Consider the following 24,860-nt stretch of genomic DNA (forward strand, 5'->3'; position numbering starts at 1 on the left):
GGGAGGTTTTATATGATTGGAATTAAATTCAGCTTGATGCAGAGATTACACGACTGGGCTGGCGACAGATTTATTGGACCGATAGAGGAATTAAGCAAGCGTTCTGGAGTCAATCTTTTTGGAAGCTTCTATTTACCAAGACGAAGCATTCACCTAACGTCCATCGAACCAGGACAGATGGTTAAACGAATCGAAGACAACGATTATCGCAGGCGACTCACAAAGTGGATTGCCATTTATATGACTCCAATATCGTTGGCAAACGTTCTGTTCTGGGTCTTTGTGTTCCCACCTGTAGTGAGCGGATTGATTTCAGGAGTGAGCAGCCTGGAGCGAAGCACAACGAATAAAGTAAAGATTGGCTTAGCACGTGGGTTCGGCTCTACCGCTTCTTGTTCAGGTGAGGAATACAGCACTGGATGCCTTCAATACCTTAAAGACAAGATTGGTTTGAACAGCAAACGACTGGAGGAAGCAGCAGCCGGTCTTGATGAGGGAACATTTAAGAATCTCATCGCCTTGCGAGTGATGCTCACAGCCAAAACCCAGTCGCCAGTCGGCTCAAACGAAGCAGTCCAAATTGAAGCTCAAATTTCTCAATTAGAGAAAACACTTCAAATTAGCCCCACACAACTTTCCAAAATCAAAGACATTCTTAACGAGGACATTGCTGATGGCATTCGGCGCACCAAGGTAGAGGCCTACTTCGAGGGAGTCAATCTTCTCACCAAGGCGAAAACCACACCTCTAACCGAACAAGAAAAATCACGATACAAACAAATCAAAGAACTAACAGGAAAATAAGGAGGACAACAATGAAGGAATTTTTTAAGAGGCTAGTCTCAAAACTCAAACTGATATCGCCAATGATAAATTGGCATGCCGGGGCATATGTATTTTTACCACTTCACACTATAGGTGAGCAGACCCAAGCCATCGTGAAGGACCTCATCGGAAGATGGGACGTACCCGATAACAAATGGGTAGCGCCTGACCTTCGAGACTATTTGCCCAACTTCTTGATAACGAAGAGTGGCTCTCTAATGAGCACTCGCACAACACCTGAAGACATTGAGGGAATGTCGCTCAGCCCAGCTTCAATTGTTCTTTACCACGGCGTGCTCGGTATCGGAGCAGTGCTTACCGGCCTAATCCTTGCCCTCTCTAGCATCAAGCTAGGAGCAATCATTGGAGCACTCGGTGTGGTTCTCTCAATTTATTCGCTTCTACACTTCATTTTTGCGTCCAGACGAATAGCTTCAATCCTTCTTTTGGCTGGTGTGGCTATCGCTTTCTTGGGGTTTGGCAACACTCTCATTGCCAGAGCATCAGTCTTTGAAAACCACTACGTGAGCGTTATCTTTTTAATGTTTTTTGCTTTTGGACCTGTTGTTTACGCCTACTACAGGGAGAAGAAGCACTTAGACCAGCTCATTATCCAATCTCACAACAGTGCTGGCGCTTTGGTTATCAAAGGATTGCTTGGGAAAGAACAGCGTGAGCTTCAAGCAATCCAGGCCAAAAAGGACATGGACGCAGGCGCCATTCAAATCGACATAGGCATTTCGACAGGTGCTTTCAGGGATGTAATTAGCCCGTCGATTGCAGACCCAGGACTCAAACTCGGTATGAGCACCAAGGACACGAACTATCACACCTGGATTACCGGCGCTACTGGCAAAGGCAAATCTGGATCGATACGCCAAGTCGCCTACACCGTGGCTCGCTCCGAACAATTCGGGATGCTGGTGGCTTGTGGCAAAGGCTCTTTGCCATTTCAATTGAAGAAAACTCTCCATTACCTTATCACCCCCGATAAGCCATACAACATTTTCGCCAAACTCACACCCACTGATGGCTGCGAAGCTTTGCGAGCTAGATATATAAGCCGAGATGTGAAAGACCCATTTTGGCCAGAGTCTGCACTGTCGTTTATCAACGTGTGTTGGGAGTTTATGGACGCCTTGTGCCACAGCAAGATTGCAGAGGAGGAGCTCGTCATAGGGGAGGAATACGTCAAGTACAACCCTCAAGGCTTGGTAATGATGAGCCGTCTTCTTCAATCCGGCTACGCCAATGCACAGATTATTGATTTAATCAGAAAACTTCACCCTGAGATGAGTTCTGGCTTCACCCCCCTAGCTTCAGCTATCTACTACATTGAGAAGAAGTTTGACGCATTTCCCGAGCAGACCAAGGAATCGATTTTGGCGACCGCCAACCTTTGGCTTTCTCACTTCACCAGCAACCCCGATATGGCAGGCTGGGCGTCCGCCGACGCAGAACCAATCTCAATGAAAGAGTGCTTCACGGAGGGCAAACGCATCGGTATCGGTTTTGGTGAGGACAAAGGCGCTTGTGGCTCTTTGTATCTTCACTTTATTAACCGTGAGTTCAAACGAGCAGCCTTCGAAACCCCCACAGAAGAGAAGAAATTCGAGTGCTTCTACGTTTTTGACGAGTGCTTTTCTATCGTCGCTCTTAACACAGCCAATCCAACTCGTATGGATGACGATGTTTTCGCTTCCCTGTGTCGCGAATGGAAAGTTCACCTGATTTACTGTAGCCAAAGTATGTCGCAGTTATTGGGGCGCTTCTCAGAAGCTGTTGTTCACGGCTACTGGGGAAACTTCAACAACTTCCTAGACCTTGGCTCAAACGACCCTAAAACGGAAGCTTACTTGCGCGAGCGCCTTGGTGTTGCCCCTCGCTATATCAAAGACAATATGCCCTCAGAGAGCATCGACTTCTTGAGTACATACAATCGCAAAGCGGCTGCGCCGATGTATGACGAGATGAATCCAAATATGGCCGCGATGAAGAACGCCTATGGCCTTCTCGGCCTAGACGGAGGGTATGACCACAAGAAAAGAGACGTTGGCAAGTTCCCCGTGATCACCATTGGCATTACCAAACCTGACCAGAACATTTCAATTCTCGATGAAAAGACGTACACCAAGTTCAGCAACATAAGCCGTGTTGGATTGTTCTTGTGCTTGAGAGCAGGCTTACGCCGAGTTGATTATGTGAAGCTTCTGGGTGTTGACCCTGATGGCAATCCGTATCCAGAGGTTGAGCTTGACAAGGAATTCAGAAGAATTGAAGGCCGCGAGGAGGTAAGACGCGCATTGGTCCTTGTGCCGCTCCTCAATGAGGGGAAAGTCGCCGAGGCAACCGCTCTTGCTATGAAAGGGGACTTATGAAACCTCACAGACGAGTAAATCTCGTTTGTGGCGTTCTCCTCTCTCTGTGCTTTGTAGGCTGTGGCGAGAAGGCCAGTAGCTCGGCAGCCCTTCCCGACCTGGAGGACCTCAGCCCCTCCACTGCGCAGCCGCCCTCTGCGCCCGCTACCCCGCCCAGGGTATCCCCACCAGTCAGCAGCCCTCCTCCAGCACCCGTACAGGCGCCTGTGAGTCCCGAGGTGCCAGGCACACCTACTCCTGCGGCGACCGTCCAAACCCCTGCTGCGGTGGCGCCAGTTGCTCCGCAGCCGGCAGCTCAATCAGGTACACCGGAGCCTCAGGGAAAGGCGAAGCGGGTCTCCTTCGCAAGGTCAAGCAATGTGGCCACAGAGTATTCCCGCTATGCCCTCGGCCAAGGCAAGCCCTGGGAAAGTCTGGTTGCCCAGGTTGAGGGTTTCAAAAATTCGTTTTACAGAGACAACGTGGGCCTTGCCGTTGGTTTCGGCTTCAACGCGAGCCACCAGACGAGACAAACAAACCGCAGAGCGGGTATCGAGGTGCTGAAGAGCGAGCAGGCCGCAAGGACCTTGGAGAGCTTGACTGGACAGATGGACCCACCAAGCTTGCCAGCAATCCAGGTGAGCCCGGAGCAGGCCATGGGCATGAGCTTGCTCCTCAAGCCAGGATATGAAGATCCCATGAGAGCGTGGATTCCAGGCTTTGACCAACTGAAGCCTCACCAACAAGCAGTGTTGGTTTACCACGCATACAAAGTCGGTCCTGGCGGCGCAGTGAAGTACAGGACGCTCAAAGCCAAAATTGCTGCAATGTTGGCGAATCCCACACCAGAGGCAACCAAAGCCGCTGGAGCGCAGTTTCAGTACACGTACAAGCTCAAGGGAGAGGTGAAGACCGACTTGCGCTCCAGCGTCTACATGCAAGCCCTGTGGAATGACCCTGAGGCCTACGCAGCCCTCATTGGCGGGAAAGCCTCCACCTTCGTTGCCACTCTTCCTGAGTTCAAAGTCTCAGGCAAGTCTTCAATTTCCGACAACGACATTGACGATCCTATCGGCGAAGTGAAAGCAGAGATGGACCGCACTGGCAGACGCATTCCTATGACCATCACCTACAGCCCAGCTGACAGACAAATAATTAGAGGTAGAGCTGTCGCCCTTGGTGGCGGCGGATAAACAAGAAGCACCTTCGGGTGCTTTTTCAATGCTTGCTTTTTGAAAATGTTCTGCTACTTTATTTGCATAACATTTATAAAGGGGAGCAGCCATGCAAAAGCAAGAGAAAAAGGAAGCCGAAAGTGAATCGCAGTTAAAAGAAAAAGAACAACTCAGAATCGTCATACGGGAAACCTTGGGCGATAGAGATCACGTCAAGGTAGTTTTTGACAATGACCGGGACCGTTTTCTCATCACCCCTCATGACTACTCACTTCGGACCAGCACAGCGTTCAGGAAAGAATTCACCAGCTACTTTTCACAACCTACCAAATGGGACTCAGAGCAAAAGGCATTCGCCGTCCCCGTTGCAGAACTACCCAAGGTTAGGGAAGCCGTTAAATGCGCACGAAGACTTGCGGTCCAGTTTGAGCAGATGCGGGGCACCTGGCTAGCAGGTGTTAAGCAGAATCTCTGGAAAGCCATAGACGATATTGAGAGGCCAGGATTCAACAACCGGTTAACCCAAGCGATGGCTTATCGCACTGAACGCCCAGAAGAAATTCCAAGCCTCCCCCCTCTACCCCAGCGCTATGAACATCCCGTTCTGAATGAGCGAGTCGCCGACACAAGGGAAGGAAAGTTTTCCAACGGGCCAATCATTGATGTGAATGAATATTTCGTGGTTCAGTACAGCAGTAGAGGCAATTTACAAGGCGACCAAGTTAGCAAAGACCCCAATCACTGGATAACTCTTCACTCAACCGAAAAGTTTCTACATACACGCCAGGATTGGCTTGAACCCAAGGCCGCAGTGGCACGCGCTTTGGGACGATGGGAAGGCGATGACGAAAACGAACCGCTAAAGCGCCCATGGAAGAGCATTGAGTACAACTCCTACATGAAGGCCATGGTCTTCGAGTACGACAAGAACATTCACTCACCTAAAGCCCGAAAAGAGCTTTCACCAGCCCAGGTGGTTGAAGAGCAAGTCAGAGTGGAAGTGATAGCTCAGATTCCAGTATCCGAAGAGAAGAAGGCGAAAGCACCAGTTCGCAAGAAACGCCAAGCTCAAGCAATGAGCATGTGAGGCCGTCATGGAAAAAGAAGAAATCTCAAAGATTCACGAAGAAGTTGGAACAAAATTTCTTGAACTGGTAGACAAAGCAATTGCGGGCGAGTGGGAGCGCCCTTGGCTCCCACTCAAAGGTGGCCTACCGAGAAACGGGCACACCAATGAAAATTATCAAGGCGAGAACACTGCCGTTTTAATTGCAGCAGGCTATTCTGACTCTCGTTTTTACACGCACAGACAACTAAAGAAAATTGTCGAAGAAACCGGCCTTACCTTAGATTGGCGAGGACAAACCGGATACCCCGCGTTCAAGGTATTGAAAGTTGGAGCTCGCAATAAGCAAACAGGCGAGCAACTTATGAACGACGATGGGACACCGAAAATGTTCATGGTTCGAAAATACTTCACTGTATTTAACGCAGAACAGGTAAAGGGACTACCGCCAGAAGAAGAGCGCGTCTTCAAGCACGAACCGATATTTGCTGTGGAGCAGATGAGAAAAGCGGTCGAAGCCAGAATGGGCATCAAGTTCATCGACGGCGGCGATATGGCTTGCTTCATACCTAGCAAGAACGAGATACGCCTTCCCCACGTCGAGCAGTTCAAATCCGCCATGGGCCATGCGCTTACAACGCTCCACGAAATAGCTCACGCCACTGGCCCCGTGCTAGAAAGACCAATGGACGGGAAGTTTGGCACTGAGACATATGCCAAAGAAGAATTCGTAGCTGAAACATCAACAGTCTTAGCCGCTCGTGAATTGGGAATGCCAACTGACGACTACCAACACGACATGCACATATCTTATCTACAAAGCTGGAAGAAAGCGATTGTCAATGACAAGAGCTATGTGGTGAAAACCATTGCTGAGGCCTCAAGAGCGATTAACTATGCCATGGAGCACCTGAGAGAGTTTCTATATGGGCTCAACGAACAGCACATTGCTACCCCCGAGCAAAATGACTTGCTTGAATCTATTGGTATTCCCAAGCGGATCCAAAAACAGATTCAGGCTCAAACAGTTGACCCCGAGCAACAAGCAGCACCCAGCAAAAAGCAGAAGGTTGAGCTTACTGCTTTGAGTAAGAAATCCAGAACCTCGAAGCAGGAGAAGCAACCAGTGATGAGCATGTAAACAAGAAAGGGCCGTTTGGCCCTTTTTCATTCTCACCGCTCATTGCCTCAACTTGACTCACATTTATTTCCGCTAACTTCTTTGTATAACAACAAAGGAGGAAAGGCCAACAAAGATTGGCCGAAGGAAAATGAAATTACAAAAATGGATATCAAAGGCGCTCAACTACTTTCGACTTTATCGCAAGTTTCGACATAAACGCCTCATCAAGCAAGCCAAACGAGTTCACATCAAGCTAGTTGAAATTTCAAGAGAGTCGAATCATGAACCTCGAATCATTGGCTACACAAGAAAGATAAACCCCTTTGTCTTCGAAGAACTCATTCTTTCAGCGATTGAGGACAGCAATGTTCGAATCATTCGAAACCCAGGTACACGGGGGATGGCGGTATCGACGGGATTTTTCATTTGAAACTAGGCAGCGTTCTTATTCAATGTAAGCGCTACAGCAGCCACATCAATCCCAAACACGTAGAAGAACTCACCTTGAAAGTCCGTGAGGGCAAACACCACCTGGGTATCTTTGTTCACACTGGCAAGACGGGCGACAAGTCGAAGTTGGTTATCAACGAAGCAAAGAACGTAGTTTTCGTCAGTGGCTCAAATCTTGTGAAAGTACTACTCGGCACGAAGCACATACAAGACCTTATCAACGAGAAGACGGCCTACTTCCAAAGAGTCTGAGTCATTCTGCACATTGCTTCGCAAGCGGGATTCCCTTCTACGCCCGCCTGTCGTCTCGATCCTTCGGATTAGCTGCGCTACGTGCCAGGCAACCCTTGTGAATGTCAGCCAGTGGCGCCTCCTCTTCCCTTAAGGCGACGCCACAGCTTCAGGAAATTTGACAAAAATTCGACAAACGCCCGTCTATTGGTTAGTTGTCCCAATGGAGGCTGTTAAAGTGCACCAGAAGCAGCCCCCGCCAATCACGATGGTTTCGGTGGGCGACGGTGAAGAAGACATGGGCACGGCTCCGGCTGGGTTGGAAAACGGCGAACCCGATATTGTCGCGGCTTGACGTGACGGATGCCGGTCACTACATTACTAACCCGCGAGTCATTAACCCACATGCCCACTCCCCGTTCCCTTGTCGACAAGTTCTGCCCGGTGCGCTCCAAGCGCGAACGCCGGAAGGAAGCGCGCCCCGGCGAACTGCTGGCTGCCGCGCTCGACCTGTTCGTCGAAAAAGGCTTTGCCGCCACCCGTTCGGAAGAAGTGGCGGCGCGTGCCGGGGTCTCCAAAGGCACGCTCTTTCTGTATTTTCCGAGCAAGGAAGAGCTCTTCAAGGCCGTGATCATGGAGAACCTCGGCGGCCGCTTCACCGAGTGGAACGCCGAGTTCGAGGCTTTCGAGGGCACCACCGCCGAGATGCTGCGCTACTGCATGAACGTGTGGTGGGAGCGCGTGGGCCTGACCAAGGCATCGGGCCTGACCAAGCTCATGATGAGCGAAGGCGGCAACTTCCCCGATCTGGCGGAGTTCTACCGCGAGCAGGTGGTGCGCCCCGGCCACGACCTGCTGCGGCGCATCCTTCAGCGCGGCATCGACCGCGGCGAATTCGCGCCGGTCGACATCGACCATGCGATCTATTCGGTGATCGCACCCATGGTCTTTCTCATGCTCTGGAAGCATTCGGCCATGGTCTGCGTCGACGGAGAAAGCGCCCTGGACCCAGAGAAATTCCTCGCCACCCAGGCCGAAACCGTGCTCTACGGGCTCAGCGTGCGCCCGGGAGACAAGGCATGAAGAAGTCGTTTGTATGGCCGAGCGGGCCGATGGCGTCATCCGGGCCACCTAAAATTGAAGGTTTGTCCTGAGCCCACAAGGAAAGCCACGCCATGAACCCCACCCCCACCCTCGAGCGCTTGCGCTTCAACATGATCGAACAGCAGATCCGCCCCTGGGATGTGCTGGACCTGGACATCCTCGACCTGCTGGCCACCATCCACCGGGAAGACTACGTGCCGGAAGCCCACCGCACGCTCTCCTTCTTCGACATGGAACTGCCCCTCCTCGACGGCTCCGTGCCTGGCGAGATCATGCTGTCCCCCAAGGTCGAGGCCCGCATGCTGCACGACCTGAAAGTGCAGAAACATGAGTCGGTGCTCGAAATCGGCACCGGTTCGGGCTTCATGGCCGCCCTCCTCGGCGCCCGCGCCGCCCAGGTGCTGTCGCTCGAAATCAATCCCGTGCTGGCCGCCCGCGCCGCCGAGACGCTGCGCCAGAACGGCGTGAGCAACGTCGAAGTGCGCCACGCCGACGGCGCCGTGCCCCTGCCCAGCGGCCCGAGCTTCGACGTGATCGTGCTGAGCGGCTCGGTCGCCCGCATTCCGCAGAACCTGCTGGGATCGCTCAAGGTCGGCGGCCGCCTCGCCGCCATCGTGGGCGAGGAGCCGATGATGCGCGCCCACTTCGTCACCCGCTCGAGCGAAAGCAAGTGGGACACGGTCCAGCCCTGGGACACCGTGGCGCCGCGCCTCTTGAACTTCCCCGAGCCCTCGCGCTTCTCGTTCTGAGCGGGCCGCACGAATGATCGACCAAGTCCGCCCCGCCGACCTTGCCGCCTGGTTCGCCCAGGACGCCGATGCCACCCCGGTGCTGCTCGATGTGCGCGAACCGTGGGAGCTGCAGACGGCGAGCGTCACGCCCGCGGGCTTCACGCTGCTGGCGATCCCGATGAACGAGATTCCGGGCCGCCTCGCCGAACTCGGCGAAGGTCAACGCGTCGCCTGTCTCTGCCACCACGGCGCGCGCAGCCAGCGCGTGGCCGCGTTTTTGAACCAGAACGGCTTTGACCAGCTCGCCAACGTGGCGGGCGGCATCGACGCCTGGTCGTCGCACGACCCTACGGTCCCGCGCTACTGATTCTTTCCCTCAAGGACGTTCAATGCCTCCACGGCCCCGGCTTCTGCCACTTTCCGCAGCACTCGCCAGCGTTATCGCGACCCTGCTTGCACTGCCGGCCCAAGGCCAGACACTGAACGAACTCTATGACTCCGCCCGTGGCTACGACGCTACGTACCAGGGCGCCCGGGCGCAGTACGACGCGAACGTCGCGCGCGCCGCGCAGGCCAAGGCCGGTATCCTGCCGGCCGTCGGGCTCACCGCCGGCGTGAACCGCAGCAACCTGGACATCGACACCCTCACGGGCACCAGCCGAGGCGCCAGCGCCTCGCGCGACTTCAACACGCAGAACGTCGGCATCAACGCCACGCAGCCGCTCTACCGCCCCGCCAACTGGGCCACCTACGAGCAGGGCAAGCGCCAGACGGAGATCGCGCTGGCGGTGCTCACCACCGCCGAGCAGGACCTGATCGTGCGCGTGAGCCAGGCGTACTTCGATGTGCTCGCAAGCCAGGACAGTCTGGCACTCGTGCGCGCGCAAAAGGTCGCCGTGGCCGAACAGCTCGCGTCGGCCAAGCGCAACTTCGAGGTCGGCACCTCCACCATCACCGATTCGCGCGAAGCCCAGGCCCGCTACGACCTCGTGATCGCGCAGGAGATCGCCGCCGAGAACGACCTGCAGGTCAAGAAGATCATGCTCGACCAGCTCGTCGGCCGCCCCGGCAGCGTGCCGGTGCCGCTGGCCGTGCCCGTCGTGCTGCCCACTGCCCAACCCGCGGACATCAACGCCTGGGTCGCGCAGGCCGACGAGGTGCATCCCGCGATCCAGCAGGCGCGCCTCGGTCTCGATGTGGCCGGGCTCGAAGTGCAGAAGGCACAGGCCGGCCACAAGCCCACGCTCGACGCCAACCTGGGCTACAACGTCACGCGCAACCCGACCGGCACCAGCACCAGCACCGTGGGCACGCGCGTCAACGCCGCCACGGTCGGCGTCACGTTCAACCTGCCGCTCTTCGCGGGCTTCGCGACCGAGAACCGCATCAAGGAAACACTGGCGCTCGAAGACCAGTCGCGCAGCGTGCTCGACGGCACCCGGCGCAGCGTGGCCCAGGCCACGCGCGCGGCGTACCTCGGCCTCGTGTCGGGTGCGGGCCAGGTCAAGGCGCTGGAAGCGGCCGAGGCCTCGAGCCAGAGCGCGCTCGATGCCAACAAGCTCGGCTACCAGGTGGGCGTGCGCATCAACATCGACGTGCTCAATTCGCAGAGCCAGTTGTTCCAGACCAAGCGCGACCTCGCGCAGGCGCGCTACAACGTGCTGCTGGGCAACCTGAAACTGCGCCAGGCCAACGGGACGCTGACGACCGCGGACATGAACGCGATCAACGCGACGCTGGCGAGCAACGGGAGCACGCCGGCGGTGCCCTCGGTCACGACGACGCCGGATCGTTCGCCTGCGCCGTCCTCGACGACGGTGACGCCGCCCAGCATTCCGGTGGTGCCGCCAGTGCCGGTGCAGCCGTTCAACCCGACGCCTCCGGCGATGCCGACGGCTCCGGTGCCGCCGGTGATCGTGAATCCGCCGGTGCGCTGAACGAGGGTTAGATCTTTTCTTCTCCCTCCCCTTCCGGGGGAGGGTCGGGGTGGGGGCACGACGGCTTCAACCCCTGCACAGCGCTCGTTGGGCGCTTGCCCCCATCCCAGCCTTCCCCCGGAAAGGGAAGGAGCAAAGCGGGCTCAGTCCAGAGTTGGTTCCGCGCGCTCGGGTTCGGCGGCCAACGGCACGCCCTCCGCCACCACAGGCTCCGCCGCCTGCGCAATCGCCAGCACAGCCGCCGCCGTGCGCTCGGCCGCTCCGCGGTTCGACGACGAGAACGCCAGCGCAGCCTCGGCCATCGCCGCTCGCCGCTCGGGGTTCTCGACCAGCTTCAGCGCCGCCGTCACCGCTTGCTCCATGCCTTCGACCCGCAGCGACGCACCGGCCGCCAGCGACAGCTGCGCCGCCTCGGCGAAATTGAAGGTCGATGGCCCCATCACCACCGGGCAGCCACAGGCGGCCGGCTCGATGAGGTTCTGCCCGCCCAGCGGCTCGAAGCTGCCTCCCAGCAGCGCCACGTCGGCCAGGCCGTAGTACAGCGCCATCTCGCCGAGCGAATCGCCTAGCCAGATTTCCGCATCCGTCGGCTGGCCCGCGGCGCTGCGGCGCGCGACCGCGAAACCCTGCGATTCGATCAGCGCCGCCACTTCGTCGAAACGTTGCGGATGGCGCGGCACGATCATCCATTGCACGTCGTGCACGCGCTTGGCGATCGAGCGGATCGCGCCTTGCTCGGGCGGCACGGGCGAGGTCGCGCCGAAGCGCTTGAGCACCTCGAGCAGCAGCCGTTCCTCGCCGTCGCGCGAACTCGCGAGCACGACCATGGGCTTGGGCAGGCGCTCGCGCAGCGAGGTCGCGGCGGTGAGCTGCCGTGCATCCGGCGTCGCATCGAACTTGAGGTTGCCGTAGATGCCGGCCACCTTGGCGCCGAGCGACACCAGCCGGTGCGCGTCGGCCTCGGTCTGCGCCCACACGGCCGCCAGCGCCGAGTACGCGGGCCGCGCGAGCCAGCCCAGGCGCTCGGCCGCGGCCAGCGATTTCTCGTTGAGACGCGCATTGGCCAGCACCAGCGGAATGCGGCGCTCGGCGCAGGCCGCGGCCATCTCGGGCCAGACCTCGGTTTCCATCAGCACGCCGATGCGCGGCTTGAAGCGGTCGAGAAACCGCGCGACGGCACCCGGCGTGTCCCACGGCTGCCAGACCTGCGTGTCGCCGGGCTCGAGCAGCTTGGCGCCCTCTTCGCGGCCGGTCGCGGTGCCGTGCGTGAGCAGGATCGGAATGCCCGGGTACTGCCGCCGCAGTTCGGCAATGAGGATGGCGGCCGCGCGCGTTTCGCCGAGCGACACCGCGTGCACCCAGCACTGGGCCTCGCCGGTGATGGATTCGTCGTAGTGGCCGAAGCGCTCCTCGACGGCCACGGCATAGCCCGGCTCGGCCTCCGCGCGGCGCCGCAGCTTGCGGCGCACCAGCGGTTGCACGACGGTGGTGAAGGCGCCGTACAGGCGCAGCAGCAGGGAACGCACAGGTGTCAGTGGGAAGCTTCGGCCAGCTTGGCGTCGGGTTTGGCGGTGCGCAGCAGCGCGAGCATTTCGGCCTGGATGCGCTGGAGCGCGGCATCGGTCTGGCCTTCGAAGCGCAGCACCAGCACGGGCGTGGTGTTGGAAGCGCGGATCAGCCCGAAGCCATCGGGCCAGTCCACGCGAAGGCCGTCGATGGTCGAGACCTTGGCGGGTGCGGCGAAGCTCGCGCCCTTCACGAGCGTGTCGACCACCGCGTGCGGCTCGCCTTCGGCGCAGGCCACGTTGAGTTCGGGCGTAGAGAAGCTGGTGGGCAGCGCGTTGAGCACCTCACTCGCGTCCGGGCTCTTGCTCAAGATTTCCAGCAGGCGGCAGCCAGCGTAAGTGCCGTCGTCGAAGCCGAACCAGCGTTCCTTGAAGAAGATGTGGCCGCTCATCTCGCCGCCCAGCGGCGAATCGATTTCCTTCATCTTGGCCTTGATGAGCGAGTGGCCGGTCTTGTAGATCATCGGCTTGCCGCCCGCGGCCTCGATGGCGGGCGCGAGGCGCTGCGAGCACTTCACGTCGTAGACGATGGTGCCGCCGGGCACGCGCGAGAGCACGTCTTGTGCGAAGAGCTGCATCTGGCGGTCCGGGAAGATGTTCTGGCCGTCCTTGGTGACGATGCCCAGGCGGTCGCCGTCGCCGTCGAAGGCCAGGCCCAGTTCGGCTTCGCCCTTGGCCAGTTCGGCCATCAGGTCCTTGAGGTTCTCCAGCTTGCTCGGGTCGGGATGATGGTTGGGGAAATCGCCGTCGACCTCGCTGAAGAGCTCGACCACCTCGCAGCCGATGGCGCGGAAGATGGCGGGGGCCGTGGCACCCGCGATGCCGTTGCCCGAATCGACCACGATCTTCATCGGACGCGCCAGCTTGATGTCGCCCGCGATGCGCTTGACGTAGGCGTCGGTCACATCGACCTTGCGCACGCTGCCGCCCGGTGCCAGCTTGGCGGTGCCGTCTTCCATGGTCTTGCGCAGGCCCTGGATCTCGTCGCCGTAGATGGCGCGGCCGGCCAGCACCATCTTGAAGCCGTTGTAGTCCTTGGGGTTGTGGCTGCCGGTGACCTGGATGCCGCTGGTGCACAGCGTGTGGGCCGCAAAGTAGAGCATCGGCGTGGTCACCGCGCCCACGTCGATCACCTCGACGCCGGTGGCCACCAGGCCCTTGATCAGGGCCTCGGCCAGTGCGGGGCCCGACAGGCGTCCATCACGCCCCACGGCCACCGTCTTCTCGCCAGCGGCGCGGGCGGCGCTGCCGAACGCGCGCCCGAGGGCTTCGGCCACCTCGGCATCGAGGGTGACGGGCACGACGCCGCGGATGTCATAGGCCTTGAAGATCGACGCGCTGAGCTGCATAAAAGGCGTTTCCCTGTGGGTTTTTGGAACGGGGATTGTAGGCAACGCCCCGCCTGCCCACATGTCCGAAAACGGCCAGTTGAAACGACTCGAAACCGTATCATTTGTCCATGCCTTCCACCCAAGCCCCCTCTGAAGCGCTCGAGAGCGACGCCTGCTACCTGGCGATGAAGACGCACGATGCGCGCTTCGACGGCTCGTTCTTCACTGCGGTGACCTCCACCGGCATCTATTGCCGGCCGGTCTGCCGCGTGAAGCTGCCGCGGCGCGAGAACTGCCGGTTCTTCGTGCATGCGGCGCAGGCCGAGGCCGAGGGCTTCCGCCCGTGCCTGCGCTGCCGGCCCGAGCTGGCGCCGCGCGCGGCCAGCTGGTCGACCGAAGACGCCTCCCGCATCCTCGCGCTGCAGGCCGCACGGCTGATCGACGAGCCCGACGCATGGACCCACGGCGACGACAACGGCCCCGGCGCGGCGCAGATCGCGGCGCGACTGGGTGTGAGCGACCGGCACCTGCGGCGCATCTTCGAGGCGCAGTTCGGCGTCTCCCCGCTGCAATACCTGCAGACGCGGCGCCTGCTGGCCGCCAAGCAGCTGATCGCCGACACGCGCCTGCCGATGACGCAGGTGGCGCTGGCCAGCGGCTTCGCGAGCGTGCGCCGCTTCAATGCCGCGTTCGTCGAACATTACGGCCTCAACCCCAGTGCGCTGCGGCGCGCGGGCGGCACACAGGGTGGCGAAGGCAAGGCGATCGAAGTGCGGCTGGGCTTTCGTCCACCCTACGACGTGAACGCGATGCTCGGCTTCTTCGCGCGCCGCGCCCTGCGTGGTGTCGAGGTGGCGACCACAGCCGACGGCAAGGCGCCCGCCAAGGGCAGCACGCCGACCTATGTGCGCCTGGCCCGCACATTGCGCGTGCAGCAACGCGGGCAGGCCAACGCCGGATGGCTGCAGCTGCGCTTCGACCTCGAACGCGAGCAGATGCTGCTGTCGGTCAGCGATTCGCTCGCCGCGGTGCTGCCGATCGTGATCAGCCGGGCCCGCGCGATGCTCGATCTCGATGCCGAACCGATGGCGATCAACGCGGCGCTGCATGCGGCCTTCCCGCACGGCGACGGACTGCGCGTGCCCGGCACGGTCGACGGCTTCGAGCTCGCGGTGCGCGCGGTGCTGGGTCAGCAGATCACGGTGGCCGCGGCGCGCACGCTGGGCTCGCGGCTTGTCGAGGCGTTCGGCGAACCCATCGCCACGCCCATCGACGGGCTGGACAAGCTGTTTCCCACACCCGCGGCACTCGCGGCGGCGAGCGGCGATGCGCTGGGGCAGCTCGGCATCGTGCGGCAACGCCAGGCCGCCCTGCAGGCCATCGCGCGCGAAGTGGCGGCCGGCAAGCTGGCGCTGCATGCGGGCGCCGACGTGCCCGCGACCATCGCCGCGCTGCAGGAACTCCCCGGCATCGGTGCCTGGACCGCGCAGTACATCGCGATGCGCGCGCTGCGCTGGCCCGATGCATTTCCGGCCGGCGACGTCGCCCTGCAGAAGGCGCTGGGCGTGACCACCGCGCGCGCGGCCAGCGAGGCCTCGCAGGCATGGCGGCCCTGGCGCAGCTATGCGGTGCTGCGGGCCTGGCACGCGCCCTCTTCTCCCCCAGCCGCCACTGAAGAAATGGCGGCGGATTCTCCCCACATCGCAACGGCAGGCGTCGCAGCCTGAAATGTCATGAAGTTCAAGAGCAAGACCATCTACACCTCGCACATCGACACGCCGCTCGGCGGCATCACGATGGCGGCCACAGACCAGGGCCTGGCCGGCGTCTGGTTCGACCAGCAGCGCCACTGGCCCGACACCACGGGCTGGATCGCGAAGGACGACCATCCGGCGCTCATCGAGGCCGGCACGCAGCTGCGCGACTATTTCGCCGGCAAGCGCGGCGACTTCGACATGCCGCTGGACCTGTCGCACGGCACCGCGTTCCAGCAGAGCGTGTGGCAGGCGCTGCTCGCGATTCCCGCCGGCAAGACCATGACCTACGGTGCGCTCAGCGTGCATGTGGGCAACCCGGCCGCGGTGCGCGCGGTGGGCGCGGCCGTGGGGCGCAACCCGATCAGCGTGATCGTTCCCTGCCACCGCGTGCTCGGCTCCGACGGTTCGCTGACCGGTTACGCTGGCGGGCTTCACCGCAAGACCGCCCTCCTCGAATTGGAAGGCGCGAGATAAGAAAAGAACCGAGAGACGCATGAGCACAACAACACAGAACAACACTGCCACCAGCATCGCCAAGCCCTGGCTCATCGACCTCGTGCTGCTCGGTGCGCTCTGGGGCGCATCCTTTCTCTTCATGCGCATCGGCGCGGCCGAATTCGGCGCGTTGCCGACGGCCGCGGTGCGGGTGGCGATCGCCGCGCTGTTCCTGCTGCCGATCGCGTTGGTGCGCGGCCAGGGGCCGGCCATCGCCACGCACTGGAAGGCCACTTTCGGCGTCGGCGTCTTCAACTCGGGGATGCCGTTCGCGCTCTTCTGCTTTGCGCTCCTGACCATCAACTCCGGCCTCGCTGCCGTCATCAACGCCACCGTGCCGATGTTCGGCGCGCTGGTCGCGTGGGCGTGGTTCCGAGAGCGGCCGAGCGGCTCGCGCATCGTCGGCCTCGTTATCGGCTTTACCGGCGTCGCGATGCTCGCGAGCCGGAGCGCCGGCCTGCACGCCGGCGCGAGCAGCAACGCCGCGCTGTGGGCCGTCATCGCCTGCCTCGGGGCGTGCCTGTGCTACGGCATCTCGGCCAGCGCCACGCGGCGCTACCTGGGCGGTGTGCCGCCGCTGGCCACCGCAACGGGCAGCCAGCTGGGCGCCACGCTCTTCCTCGCGCTGCCGGCCATCTGGCTCTGGCCCGCGCAGATGCCGAGCCTGCGCGCATGGCTCGCGCTGCTGGCGCTGGGCATCGCCTGCACGGGCGTGGCGTACATCCTGTTCTTCCGCCTGATCGAACGCGCCGGGCCGGCCCGCGCACTGACCGTGACCTTTCTGGTCCCGGTGTTCGCGCTCTTCTACGGCGCGGTGTTTCTCGGCGAAAGCATCACGCAGTGGATGCTGATTTCCGCCGTGGTGATCGTGTGCGGCGTGGCGCTCTCGACGGGCATCGTGCGGCTCGGCCCGAAATCAAAGACGGCCTGACTTTTGTCTTGCTCCTTCCCCTTCCGGGGGAAGGTTGGGATGGGGGCAGGCAGAGCGCCCGATGGTGGCGCCGTCGTGCCCCCACCCCAACCCTCCCCCGAAAGGGGAGGGAGTAAGACGGGCCGAGCTTTATATGGCGCCCGCTACCACGTTGACGGAGAGCGCCAGCACCAGCATGTTGAACGCGAAGGCCAGCACGCTGTGGATCAGCGTGATGCGCCGCATCTCGCGCGATGTGGCCTGCACATCGGACACCTGCGAGGTCATGCCGATCACGTACGAGTAGTAGAGAAAGTCGAAGTAGTCCGGGTCGTCCTTGCCCGGAAAGTCGAGGCCGCCATCGGGCGAGCCGCCCTTCTGGTCGATGTAGTAGCGGTGCGCGTAGTGAAAGGCGTAGATCGTGTGCATCATCAGCCACGAGCCGACCAGCGCCACCACGCCGAGCACGACGTGGCCCGCGCGCTCCCAGCCCGTCAGTTGCTTCACCTGCTGCAGCAGCATCGCGATGGCGATCACGCTCACGGCGACCACCACCAGCATCGACACCAGGATCATCAGGTTGGGCTGGTCCAGCGACTGCGCGCGCTCGCGCGTGCGCCGCGCGTCGAAGGTCTCGATCAGCCACCAGGTCAGCACCTGGTACACCAGCACCCCCGCGCACCAGCCCGCCAGCCCGCGCGCCATGCCGCCGACGGGCCACGGTGCCAGCGCCACGGCGATCCCGACAACGGAGCCGTAGAGAAGACGCTGCGGGCCCGTGGTCGTGGAGAGGTGTTTGCGCATGCGGCACTGTAGCGCCGCCCTCCGCACCATCAAGAAATTCCTACAAGAAGAGCCGCATTCCGCGCATTCGACGCGTTCTGACGCCTCACTAAGGTACTGCGATTCAAGGGAGTCTGGCCCCGAGGCAATGCCCGGGGCTTCTTCAATTTCCGAAGGATTTTTCATGCTGTCGTTCCGCTCCCGTCCGCTCGACTGGACGTTCAGATTCGGCGCCCTCGGTGCGCTGGTGGGTTCCGGTTTCCTCTTCGCCACCGCACCCGCGCTGGCCGACCCTTCGCCGGCGCTGGACCGGTTCAGTTTCTCGGTGGGCGGCTTCAGTGCCGATCCGAAGCTCGACGCCTCGGTGGCCACGCCCTACGGGACGCTGCAGACGGGCGACATCAAGCCCGGCCGGGTGACGATGCCCCGCATCACCGCCGACCTGCTGATCGGCGACAGCCACGGCATTTCCTTCGACTACTACCAGTACAAGCGCGAGTACGGCGGCCAGTTCGGCAACAACACCTCGCTCGGCCCCTTCGGCACGCTGAGCACCCTCGGCAACGCGAACCTCAACACCAAGCTCGACTTCGCCAAGCTCTCGTACAAGTGGTGGCTCGGCTCGGGCAACACGGTGTTCGGCCTCGGTGCCGGCGCGGCCTACTACCGCGCCACGCTGGGCGTCACCGCATTTGCCGCGGTGAACGGTCAGGTTGGCACGCTGAACGAAAGCTCGAGCGACAACGCGGTCGCGCCGCTGCTCGAAATTGGCGTGCGCCACGCCATCACGCCCGACCTGCGCCTGTTCGCCGACGCCTCGGGCGTGTGGAAAAGCAGCGGCCGCTTCCACGGCAACATCTACAACGCATCGGCCGGCGTCGAGTGGTTCCCTGTGAAGAACGTGGGCCTCGTGGTCTCCTATGGCGTGACCAACATCGACCTGACGCGCGACGGCAGCACCGCCGACTCGCGGCTCAAGGTGCGGCTGCAAGGCCCCTCGGCCTTCCTGAAGGCGCGCTTCTGACGCGCGGTCGAGCCAAATCCTGAATCGGCAGGCGGCCCGCTTCGGCGGGCCTTTCTTCGTGTAGCCACTCTTCGCAAGACGCGGCGCCGGGCGGGCCCTAGCCTCTGGCCGCGAGATCGATCAACGACCGACCGAAGACCGGAGACACGAAGCCATGCCCGCAGTCCGCCCCGCGCCCACGCCCCAGCCATCCCCCTCCATAGCACGCATCTCGCGCATCTCGCGCATTGCGCTGGGCGACGTGCTCCACCGTTCCGCGCGGCGCTTCGGCGCGCGCACCGCATTGATCGACGGGGCGCACCGCATGAGCTACAGCGAGCTCGACGCCGCATCGAACCGCTTCGCGCACCACCTGCTGGGCCTCGGCCTTCCGAGCGGGGAGCGCGTGGGCATGCTGTGCAACAACTCGATCCAGATGGTCGTCGCGATGCTCGGCATCCAGAAGGCCGGAATGGTGTGGGTGCCGATCAACACCGCGCTCGCGGTCGATGCCATCGGCTACATCCTCGCGCATGCGGAGATCCGTCACATCGTGATCGACACGGCCTTGCACGCCAAGCCCGCGCTGTGCGACCTGCTGCAGGACCAAGGCGTCGCGCCGATGCTCTGCGTGCTCGACGGCGATGCGCCGCCCGAGGGAATTCCCACCGTGGCAGAAGCGATCGCTACGGGCGCCGCCACGCTGCCCGATGTGGACATCGACAGCACGCAGCTTGCGCTCATCATGTACACGAGCGGCACCACCGGCCGGCAGAAAGGCGTGATGCATTCGCACGCCTCCGTGCACTCGGTGCTGCTGAGCAACATGGTCGAATGGGGCAGCAGCCCCGAGCGCTGCGACGTGTGGAGCAGCGTGCTGCCGCTCTTTCATTGCGGCCAACACACAGTGCTGATGTCGGCGCTCGCGGTCGGCGGCGCGCTCGTCATCTTTCGGGGCTTCGATCCGGCCGCGTTGCTCGAAGCCATCGAGCGCCACCGCATCACCGTCGTGGTCGGCCTGCCGATGATGTACGGCGCGCTGCTCGCGCATCCGCAGCGCGAGGCGCGCGACCTCTCGAGCCTGCGCCTGTGCGTCTACGCGATGGCGCCGATGTCACGCACATTGCTGCTGCGCCTGCTCGACGAGTTCTGCCCGAACTTCGCATTGGTCTCGGGCCAGACCGAGATGTACCCCGGCGCCACCATCTTCGAGGTGCACGAGCAGCGACAGCGCTTCGGCTCCTACTGGGGCGTGGGCACGCTGGTGAACGAGGTCGCGGTGATGGGCGACAGCGGCGAACTGCTCGGCGCGAACCAGGTCGGCGAAATCGTCTTTCGCGGTCCCAACGTGATGCTCGGCTACTACAAGGACCCCGAGGCGACGGCGAACGCGCAGCGCTTCGGCTGGCACCACTCGGGCGACCTCGGCAAGCTCGACGACGACGGGCAACTGATCTTCCTCGACCGGCTGAAGGACATGGTGAAGTCGGGCGGCGAGAACGTGCCCTCGCTCAAGGTCGAGGAGGTACTGTTGCGGCATCCCGCCGTGCTCAACGCGGCGGTGGTCGGGCTGCCGCACGACCACTGGGGCGAGGCCATCACCGCCTTCGTCACGCGCCGGCCCGATGCGGCGGCGGAGCTCACCGCGGCGGACCTCGCCGCGCATTGCAGGGAACACCTCGGCGGGTTCGAGGTGCCGAAGGAAATCGTCTTCCTGCCTGCGCTGCCGATGACCTCAACCGGAAAGATCCAGAAGTTCGAACTGCGCCAGGCGCACCAGGACCACTATCGGCGCGGCTGAAGCGGTGAAGGCGGTCGCGGTGCAGAGGCGCGCACTTCCTTTCTCGACTTGCCTGCGGGCGCCGCGAGCCGCGTGCCTTCCCATTGGCCGCTGGTGCAGAGGTCGCGGATCACGTCGCCGATCAGGTTGCAGATCGCACGCTTTGCATTCGTCGTCGGCAGGTGCACCGACACGCACAGCCCGAGCGTGCGGAACATCGCAGGCGAATCGATGCGATGCGCCCTCAACCGGTCTTCGCGCACCTCGCGCTGCGCAAGACCGAGCGGCATGATGGTCGCGCCGAGCCCGGCTTCGACCGCCGCCTTCAGCGTGTAGACCGAGTTGATTTCCGCCGCCACGCGCGCCGGCGGCTGACCCGCCGCTTCGAGCACCGCATCCACCAGCCAGCGTGTGCAATGGCCATGCGCATTGGCAGGCCACACCAGCGGACGCGCTGTGGCCTCTTCGATGCTCACGTCGCCCGGCGGCAGCGCGCGCGGGTCCTGCGGCGATTCGAGAAAGACGAAGTCCTCCTCGACGAGCGGCGTGAAGGCGATGTCTTCCGCGGGCATGGTGGGCGAGAAGATCGCCACGTCGACGCGTCCGCGCAGCAACTGGTCGGCCATGTTGCCGGTGAGTTCTTCGTTGAGATGGAACACCACGTCCGGGTAGCGCCTGGCGGCCGCGCGCATCAACGGCAGCGCGATCATCGGCGACACGCTCTGCGGCAGCGCGGCCACCACCGAGCCGACCACCGAATCCGCCGCCACGTGCACCGCGGCCTTCGCATCGCCGACCTGCTTGGTGATGCCCTGCGCGTATTCGTAGAACACCTTGCCCGCCTCGGTCACCGTGACGCCGTTGCGGCTTCGCAGCAGCAGCGGCGTGCCCAGTTCGCCTTCGAGTTCGGCCATCTGCTTGCTGAGCGCCGACTGCGCCACGAAGAGCTGCTGCGCCGCGCGCGAGAGGCTGCCGCAATCCACGATGGCGACGAAATACTTGAACTGGCGCAACTCCATCGGCGTGTCTCCGGCCGCCCGATGCGGGGGTGCAGCGGGCGGCCGGTCATTCTAGGACCGCGCTCTCGGCCAACCGCTCGTCAGCTCACGCAATCGAAGCTCGCCGCATCGTTCACGTCGCCCGCGCCCTTGTAGCGCGGGTACGCGGGGTACTTGCACATCGGGCGCGCCATCGTGGTGGCGCCTGCGCCATCGACCTTGCGGTGCACCAGCTTCTGCGCCGAGGCGGGCACGCCCTGCTCCACCCAGGTGGACATCGCCTTCAGCAGGTCGACCTTGTCGGGGCCCGCGCCGCCGTAGCAGTGGCCCACGCCGGGCGCAAGGAAGAGCTCGACCGTCTCGTCCGCCTTCTGCGCGCCCAGAGTGCCGACGACCTGCTCGTAATAGCGCGCGTTGTCGCGCGCGCTCACCGAGGTGTCGTTGGTGCCGTTCCACATGATCAGCTTCGCGCCGCGTGCATGCAGGCGCCCCAGGTCCGGATCGGCCGCGCTGAACATGCCGCCGATAACGCCCATGCGCGAGAGCCACTGGTCGGGGTTCCAGGTGGAGGTGTCGAACAGCGGATCGCGCGTGATGAACGAGCGCACGAAGCCGTCGGAGAAGAGCCCCTGCACCGAAGCGCCGCCGAATGCCGCCTGCGGCCAGATGTACTCACCCCAGCCCTTGGGCGAGTTCTCCGCGCCGAAGTTGTAGCCCGTGTGCGACCACGCGCCATCGGACGTGGCGATCGGCGAGGTGATGGTGTTCACCGTGGCAATCTGGGCATCGGACAGGCAGCTGTCGCCGGTGTCCGCGCCGCCTGCACAGCGCAGCGACATCGCATCGAAGGTGCACGCCGCTGGCCTGGAGATGATGCCGTCGGCCACGCCGTCGAGCCCGTCGCACTGCGCCAGCACCGCGTCGGCCAGCAGCGTCTGCTTTGCCGGATTCAGCGTGTTGGCCGGCACGCGCACCTGCTTGGCGATGCGGTTGAACTGCATGAAGAGGCCCATGATGTTGCCGGCCGGCGCGCGCGCCACGATGCCGTCGAAGTCTTCGGGAAAGCGCTGGGCCTGCATCATCGCGTCGTGTCCGCCCATCGAGCAGCCTTCGAAATAACTGCGCGTGGGCGCGGTGCCGAAGAACTGCGCGATCACCTCCTTGCCCGGCGGCAGCGCGCGGTGTTCGGACTGCTGCGTGAAGTCGAGCAGCTTGACCGGATCGAGGGCGAACTCGCCCTTGAAGTAGTTGAGGTCGGTGGCGCCGGGGTAGTCGTAGCCGCCGTTGGTGCCGACCGTCGCGTAGCGCTCGGTGAAGATCGATTCACTGAACTGCGCGGCGGTGGCCGTGGGCATCTGGCCGTCGAAACCGCCGCCGCCGATGAAGGCGAGCTTGCCGTTCCAACCCGAGGTCGGCAGCCGCGCCTCGAAGCGCAGCGTGGAGCCCTTGAAGCTCGCGGTGACCACGCAGTACTCCGGCTGCGGCGCCGATGCGGCGGCGACCTTCGCATCGTCGATGGCGACGGCTCCTGCGGCAAGCGTCTGCCCCTTCAACGTGGGGCATTTCTCGGCGAGCGACATGGCCGGCGGCGGCGGTGCCCCGGGCGGGGGTGCAGCAGGAGCGGCCGGAAGCAGCAGCGGCGAGAAGCCCCCGTTGGCCCCGCCTCCGCCGCAACCGGCCGCAAACATGACAACCGCTATCGAGACCAGCGTGTGCCTGGCTTTCATTTTTTATGTCTCCTGATGAAGAGGAAGAGACTCGGCCGGGCCGATGATCTTTCCGGGGTTGAAGATGTCGTGCGGGTCCAGCGCCTGCTTGATCGCGCGCATCAGCCCGACGGTGTGCACGCCGTGTTCCTCGACGAGGTACTGCATCTTGTGAAGGCCCACGCCGTGCTCGCCGGTCGATGTGCCGCCATGGCGCAGCGCGCGCTGCACGAGCCGGTGGCTGAAGGCTTCGGCCGCTTCGTTCTCTGCCGCATCGTTCGGATCGACCAGCACGAGGCAGTGGAAATTGCCGTCGCCGACATGGCCGAACACGGGTGCGAGCAGGCCGTGCTCGGTGATGTCCGCCTGGGTTTCTTCCACGCACTGCGCCAGGGCCGACAGCGGCACGCAGGCATCGGTGGTCAGGCTGCGGCTGCCGGCCTTCAGTTGCAGGCACGCGAAGTAAGCGTGATGGCGCGGCGTCCACAGCCGCGAGCGCTCTTCCTGCAGATTGGCCCACTGGAATTCGCCGCCGCCGTGATTGGCCGCGATCTCGCGAACGATGTCCGACTGCTCGTCGATCTGCGCCTTGCTCGCGCCGAATTCGAGGAAGAGCGTGGGGCTTTCGTGGAGCGCGGTGCGGCTGTGCGCGTTGACGGCGCGGATGGTGAGCGCATCCAGCATCTCGGCGCGCGCGAGCGGCACGCCCATCTGGATCGACTCGATCACGCAGTCGACCGCGGCGGCCACCGTCGGAAAGTGCACCACCGCCGCCGCATAGGCCTCGGGGTGCGGATGCAGCCGCACGGTCGCTTCGGTGATGAGGCCCAGCGTGCCTTCGGAGCCGCAGTAGAGCTGCGTGAGGTTGTAGCCCGCCGAGCTCTTGCGCGCCTGCGATGCGGTGCGCACCACGTCGCCATTGGCGGTGACCACGGTGAGGCTCACGATGTTGTCGCGCATCGTGCCGTAGCGCACCGTGTTCGTGCCCGAGGCGGCGGTCGCGACCATGCCGCCGATGGATGCGTCCGCACCCGGATCGACCGAGAAGAAGAAGCCGGTTTCCAGCAGCGCCGTGTTCAGTTGCCCACGCGTCACACCGGCCTCGACGGTGGCCGTGAGGTCGTCGGGACGAATCGCCAGCACCTTGTTCATCTGCGAGAAGTCGACGCACACGCCGCCTTCCACCGCGAGCAGATGCCCTTCGACCGACGAGCCGACGCCGAAGCCGATGACCGGCACGCGCTCCCGCGCACAGGCCCTGACGACGAAGGCCACCTCGTCGGTGCTCTGCACGAAGACGACCGCATCGGGCGGCTGCGGCAGGTACGCCGATTCGTCGGTGCCGTGCTGCAGCAGCACGGCCTGGCTGGTCGAGCAGCGTTCGCCGAAGCGGCGCTCCAGCAACCCGAGCAGCTCGCTCGAGGGGGCGCGGCGTTTTTTCGCGCGCGCGCAGGGGGACTCACAACCGCATCCATGGGGTCTTCTTTCCTGAACTCTGGGAAAGCACCGCGGGCGAATGCCGCGGTGCGGGGA

20 protein-coding genes and 1 pseudogene are annotated in these 24,860 nt (G+C 62.5%); 15 read left to right on the forward strand and 6 right to left on the reverse strand.

The annotated features are described in order from the left end of the window. Nucleotides 1-12 precede the first annotated feature (12 nt). From QF040_RS14675 to QF040_RS14720, 10 genes and pseudogenes are all read left to right on the forward strand, one after another. Nucleotides 13-804 carry a hypothetical protein gene (locus QF040_RS14675; protein ID WP_429611650.1) on the forward strand — a complete coding sequence of 264 codons (792 nt, stop codon included), beginning with the start codon at nucleotides 13-15 and terminating at the stop codon, nucleotides 802-804. 239 nt (nucleotides 805-1,043) lie between these two features. Continuing rightward, complete coding sequence (locus QF040_RS14680) at nucleotides 1,044-3,203, forward strand: hypothetical protein (RefSeq protein ID WP_429611651.1); 2,160 nt, start codon at nucleotides 1,044-1,046, stop codon at nucleotides 3,201-3,203. A 359-nt stretch (nucleotides 3,204-3,562) separates the two neighbouring features. Beyond that, nucleotides 3,563-4,375, forward strand: a complete 813-nt coding sequence (locus QF040_RS14685; protein WP_429611652.1) for a hypothetical protein — start codon at nucleotides 3,563-3,565, stop codon at nucleotides 4,373-4,375. Between the two features lie 91 nt (nucleotides 4,376-4,466). After that, nucleotides 4,467-5,444 carry a hypothetical protein gene (locus tag QF040_RS14690; RefSeq protein ID WP_429611653.1) on the forward strand — a complete coding sequence of 326 codons (978 nt, stop codon included), beginning with the start codon at nucleotides 4,467-4,469 and terminating at the stop codon, nucleotides 5,442-5,444. 7 nt (nucleotides 5,445-5,451) lie between these two features. Continuing rightward, nucleotides 5,452-6,564, forward strand: a complete 1,113-nt coding sequence (locus tag QF040_RS14695) for a zincin-like metallopeptidase domain-containing protein (protein WP_429611654.1) — start codon at nucleotides 5,452-5,454, stop codon at nucleotides 6,562-6,564. 381 nt (nucleotides 6,565-6,945) lie between these two features. Beyond that, nucleotides 6,946-7,248: pseudogene (locus QF040_RS14700) on the forward strand (restriction endonuclease); the annotation flags it as partial. A 384-nt stretch (nucleotides 7,249-7,632) separates the two neighbouring features. After that, nucleotides 7,633-8,310, forward strand: a complete 678-nt coding sequence (locus QF040_RS14705) for a TetR/AcrR family transcriptional regulator (RefSeq protein WP_013542676.1) — start codon at nucleotides 7,633-7,635, stop codon at nucleotides 8,308-8,310. Between the two features lie 92 nt (nucleotides 8,311-8,402). After that, a complete protein-coding gene (locus tag QF040_RS14710; protein WP_013542677.1) occupies nucleotides 8,403-9,080 on the forward strand; it encodes a protein-L-isoaspartate O-methyltransferase family protein in 678 nt (225 codons plus the stop codon). A 13-nt stretch (nucleotides 9,081-9,093) separates the two neighbouring features. Then, complete coding sequence (locus tag QF040_RS14715) at nucleotides 9,094-9,429, forward strand: rhodanese-like domain-containing protein (RefSeq protein ID WP_429611655.1); 336 nt, start codon at nucleotides 9,094-9,096, stop codon at nucleotides 9,427-9,429. A 22-nt stretch (nucleotides 9,430-9,451) separates the two neighbouring features. After that, nucleotides 9,452-10,999, forward strand: a complete 1,548-nt coding sequence (locus QF040_RS14720) for a TolC family outer membrane protein (protein WP_429611656.1) — start codon at nucleotides 9,452-9,454, stop codon at nucleotides 10,997-10,999. A 143-nt stretch (nucleotides 11,000-11,142) separates the two neighbouring features. On the opposite strand, the gene QF040_RS14725 is transcribed toward QF040_RS14720, so the two are convergent. After that, nucleotides 11,143-12,525: a 3-deoxy-D-manno-octulosonic acid transferase gene (locus QF040_RS14725; RefSeq protein ID WP_307602214.1), complete on the reverse strand. Its 1,383-nt coding sequence runs from the start codon at nucleotides 12,523-12,525 to the stop codon at nucleotides 11,143-11,145. Between the two features lie 5 nt (nucleotides 12,526-12,530). Continuing rightward, a complete protein-coding gene (locus QF040_RS14730) occupies nucleotides 12,531-13,913 on the reverse strand; it encodes a phosphomannomutase/phosphoglucomutase (RefSeq protein ID WP_429611657.1) in 1,383 nt (460 codons plus the stop codon). A 110-nt stretch (nucleotides 13,914-14,023) separates the two neighbouring features. On the opposite strand from QF040_RS14730, the gene QF040_RS14735 reads away from it, so the two are divergent. Genes QF040_RS14735 through QF040_RS14745 form a run of 3 tightly spaced genes read left to right on the forward strand, consistent with a single transcriptional unit; the run spans nucleotide 14,024 to nucleotide 17,078 of the window. Next, nucleotides 14,024-15,622: a DNA-3-methyladenine glycosylase 2 family protein gene (locus tag QF040_RS14735; RefSeq protein WP_429611658.1), complete on the forward strand. Its 1,599-nt coding sequence runs from the start codon at nucleotides 14,024-14,026 to the stop codon at nucleotides 15,620-15,622. Nucleotides 15,623-15,628: 6 nt separating this feature from the next. After that, nucleotides 15,629-16,126, forward strand: coding sequence for a methylated-DNA--[protein]-cysteine S-methyltransferase (locus tag QF040_RS14740; RefSeq protein ID WP_306882848.1), 498 nt, complete (start codon nucleotides 15,629-15,631; stop codon nucleotides 16,124-16,126). A 19-nt stretch (nucleotides 16,127-16,145) separates the two neighbouring features. Continuing rightward, nucleotides 16,146-17,078: a DMT family transporter gene (locus tag QF040_RS14745; protein ID WP_429611659.1), complete on the forward strand. Its 933-nt coding sequence runs from the start codon at nucleotides 16,146-16,148 to the stop codon at nucleotides 17,076-17,078. A 129-nt stretch (nucleotides 17,079-17,207) separates the two neighbouring features. Here the strand turns inward: QF040_RS14745 and QF040_RS14750 are convergent, their stop codons facing one another. Continuing rightward, entirely contained in the window at nucleotides 17,208-17,861 is a 654-nt protein-coding gene (locus QF040_RS14750; protein WP_429611660.1) for a DUF1345 domain-containing protein, read from the reverse strand. A gap of 163 nt (nucleotides 17,862-18,024) precedes the next feature. On the opposite strand from QF040_RS14750, the gene QF040_RS14755 reads away from it, so the two are divergent. After that, nucleotides 18,025-18,864 (forward strand): hypothetical protein, encoded by an 840-nt coding sequence (locus QF040_RS14755; protein WP_429611661.1) that lies wholly within the window; start codon nucleotides 18,025-18,027, stop codon nucleotides 18,862-18,864. A gap of 154 nt (nucleotides 18,865-19,018) precedes the next feature. Next, nucleotides 19,019-20,644: a class I adenylate-forming enzyme family protein gene (locus QF040_RS14760; RefSeq protein WP_429611662.1), complete on the forward strand. Its 1,626-nt coding sequence runs from the start codon at nucleotides 19,019-19,021 to the stop codon at nucleotides 20,642-20,644. Here the strand turns inward: QF040_RS14760 and QF040_RS14765 are convergent. From QF040_RS14765 to QF040_RS14775, 3 genes are all read right to left on the reverse strand, one after another. Beyond that, nucleotides 20,629-21,642 (reverse strand): LysR substrate-binding domain-containing protein, encoded by a 1,014-nt coding sequence (locus QF040_RS14765; protein WP_429611663.1) that lies wholly within the window; start codon nucleotides 21,640-21,642, stop codon nucleotides 20,629-20,631. The two genes, QF040_RS14760 and QF040_RS14765, sit on opposite strands and share 16 nt — an antisense overlap. Nucleotides 21,643-21,722: 80 nt before the next feature. Continuing rightward, nucleotides 21,723-23,348, reverse strand: coding sequence for a tannase/feruloyl esterase family alpha/beta hydrolase (locus tag QF040_RS14770; RefSeq protein ID WP_429611664.1), 1,626 nt, complete (start codon nucleotides 23,346-23,348; stop codon nucleotides 21,723-21,725). A gap of 3 nt (nucleotides 23,349-23,351) precedes the next feature. Then, on the reverse strand, nucleotides 23,352-24,740 hold the full coding sequence (locus QF040_RS14775) for an FAD-binding oxidoreductase (protein WP_429614654.1): 1,389 nt from the start codon (nucleotides 24,738-24,740) through the stop codon (nucleotides 23,352-23,354). Nucleotides 24,741-24,860 lie beyond the last annotated feature (120 nt).

It is taken from the genome of Variovorax sp. W2I14, assembly GCF_050435205.1.
Lineage (GTDB): Bacteria > Pseudomonadota > Gammaproteobacteria > Burkholderiales > Burkholderiaceae_C > Variovorax > Variovorax paradoxus_C.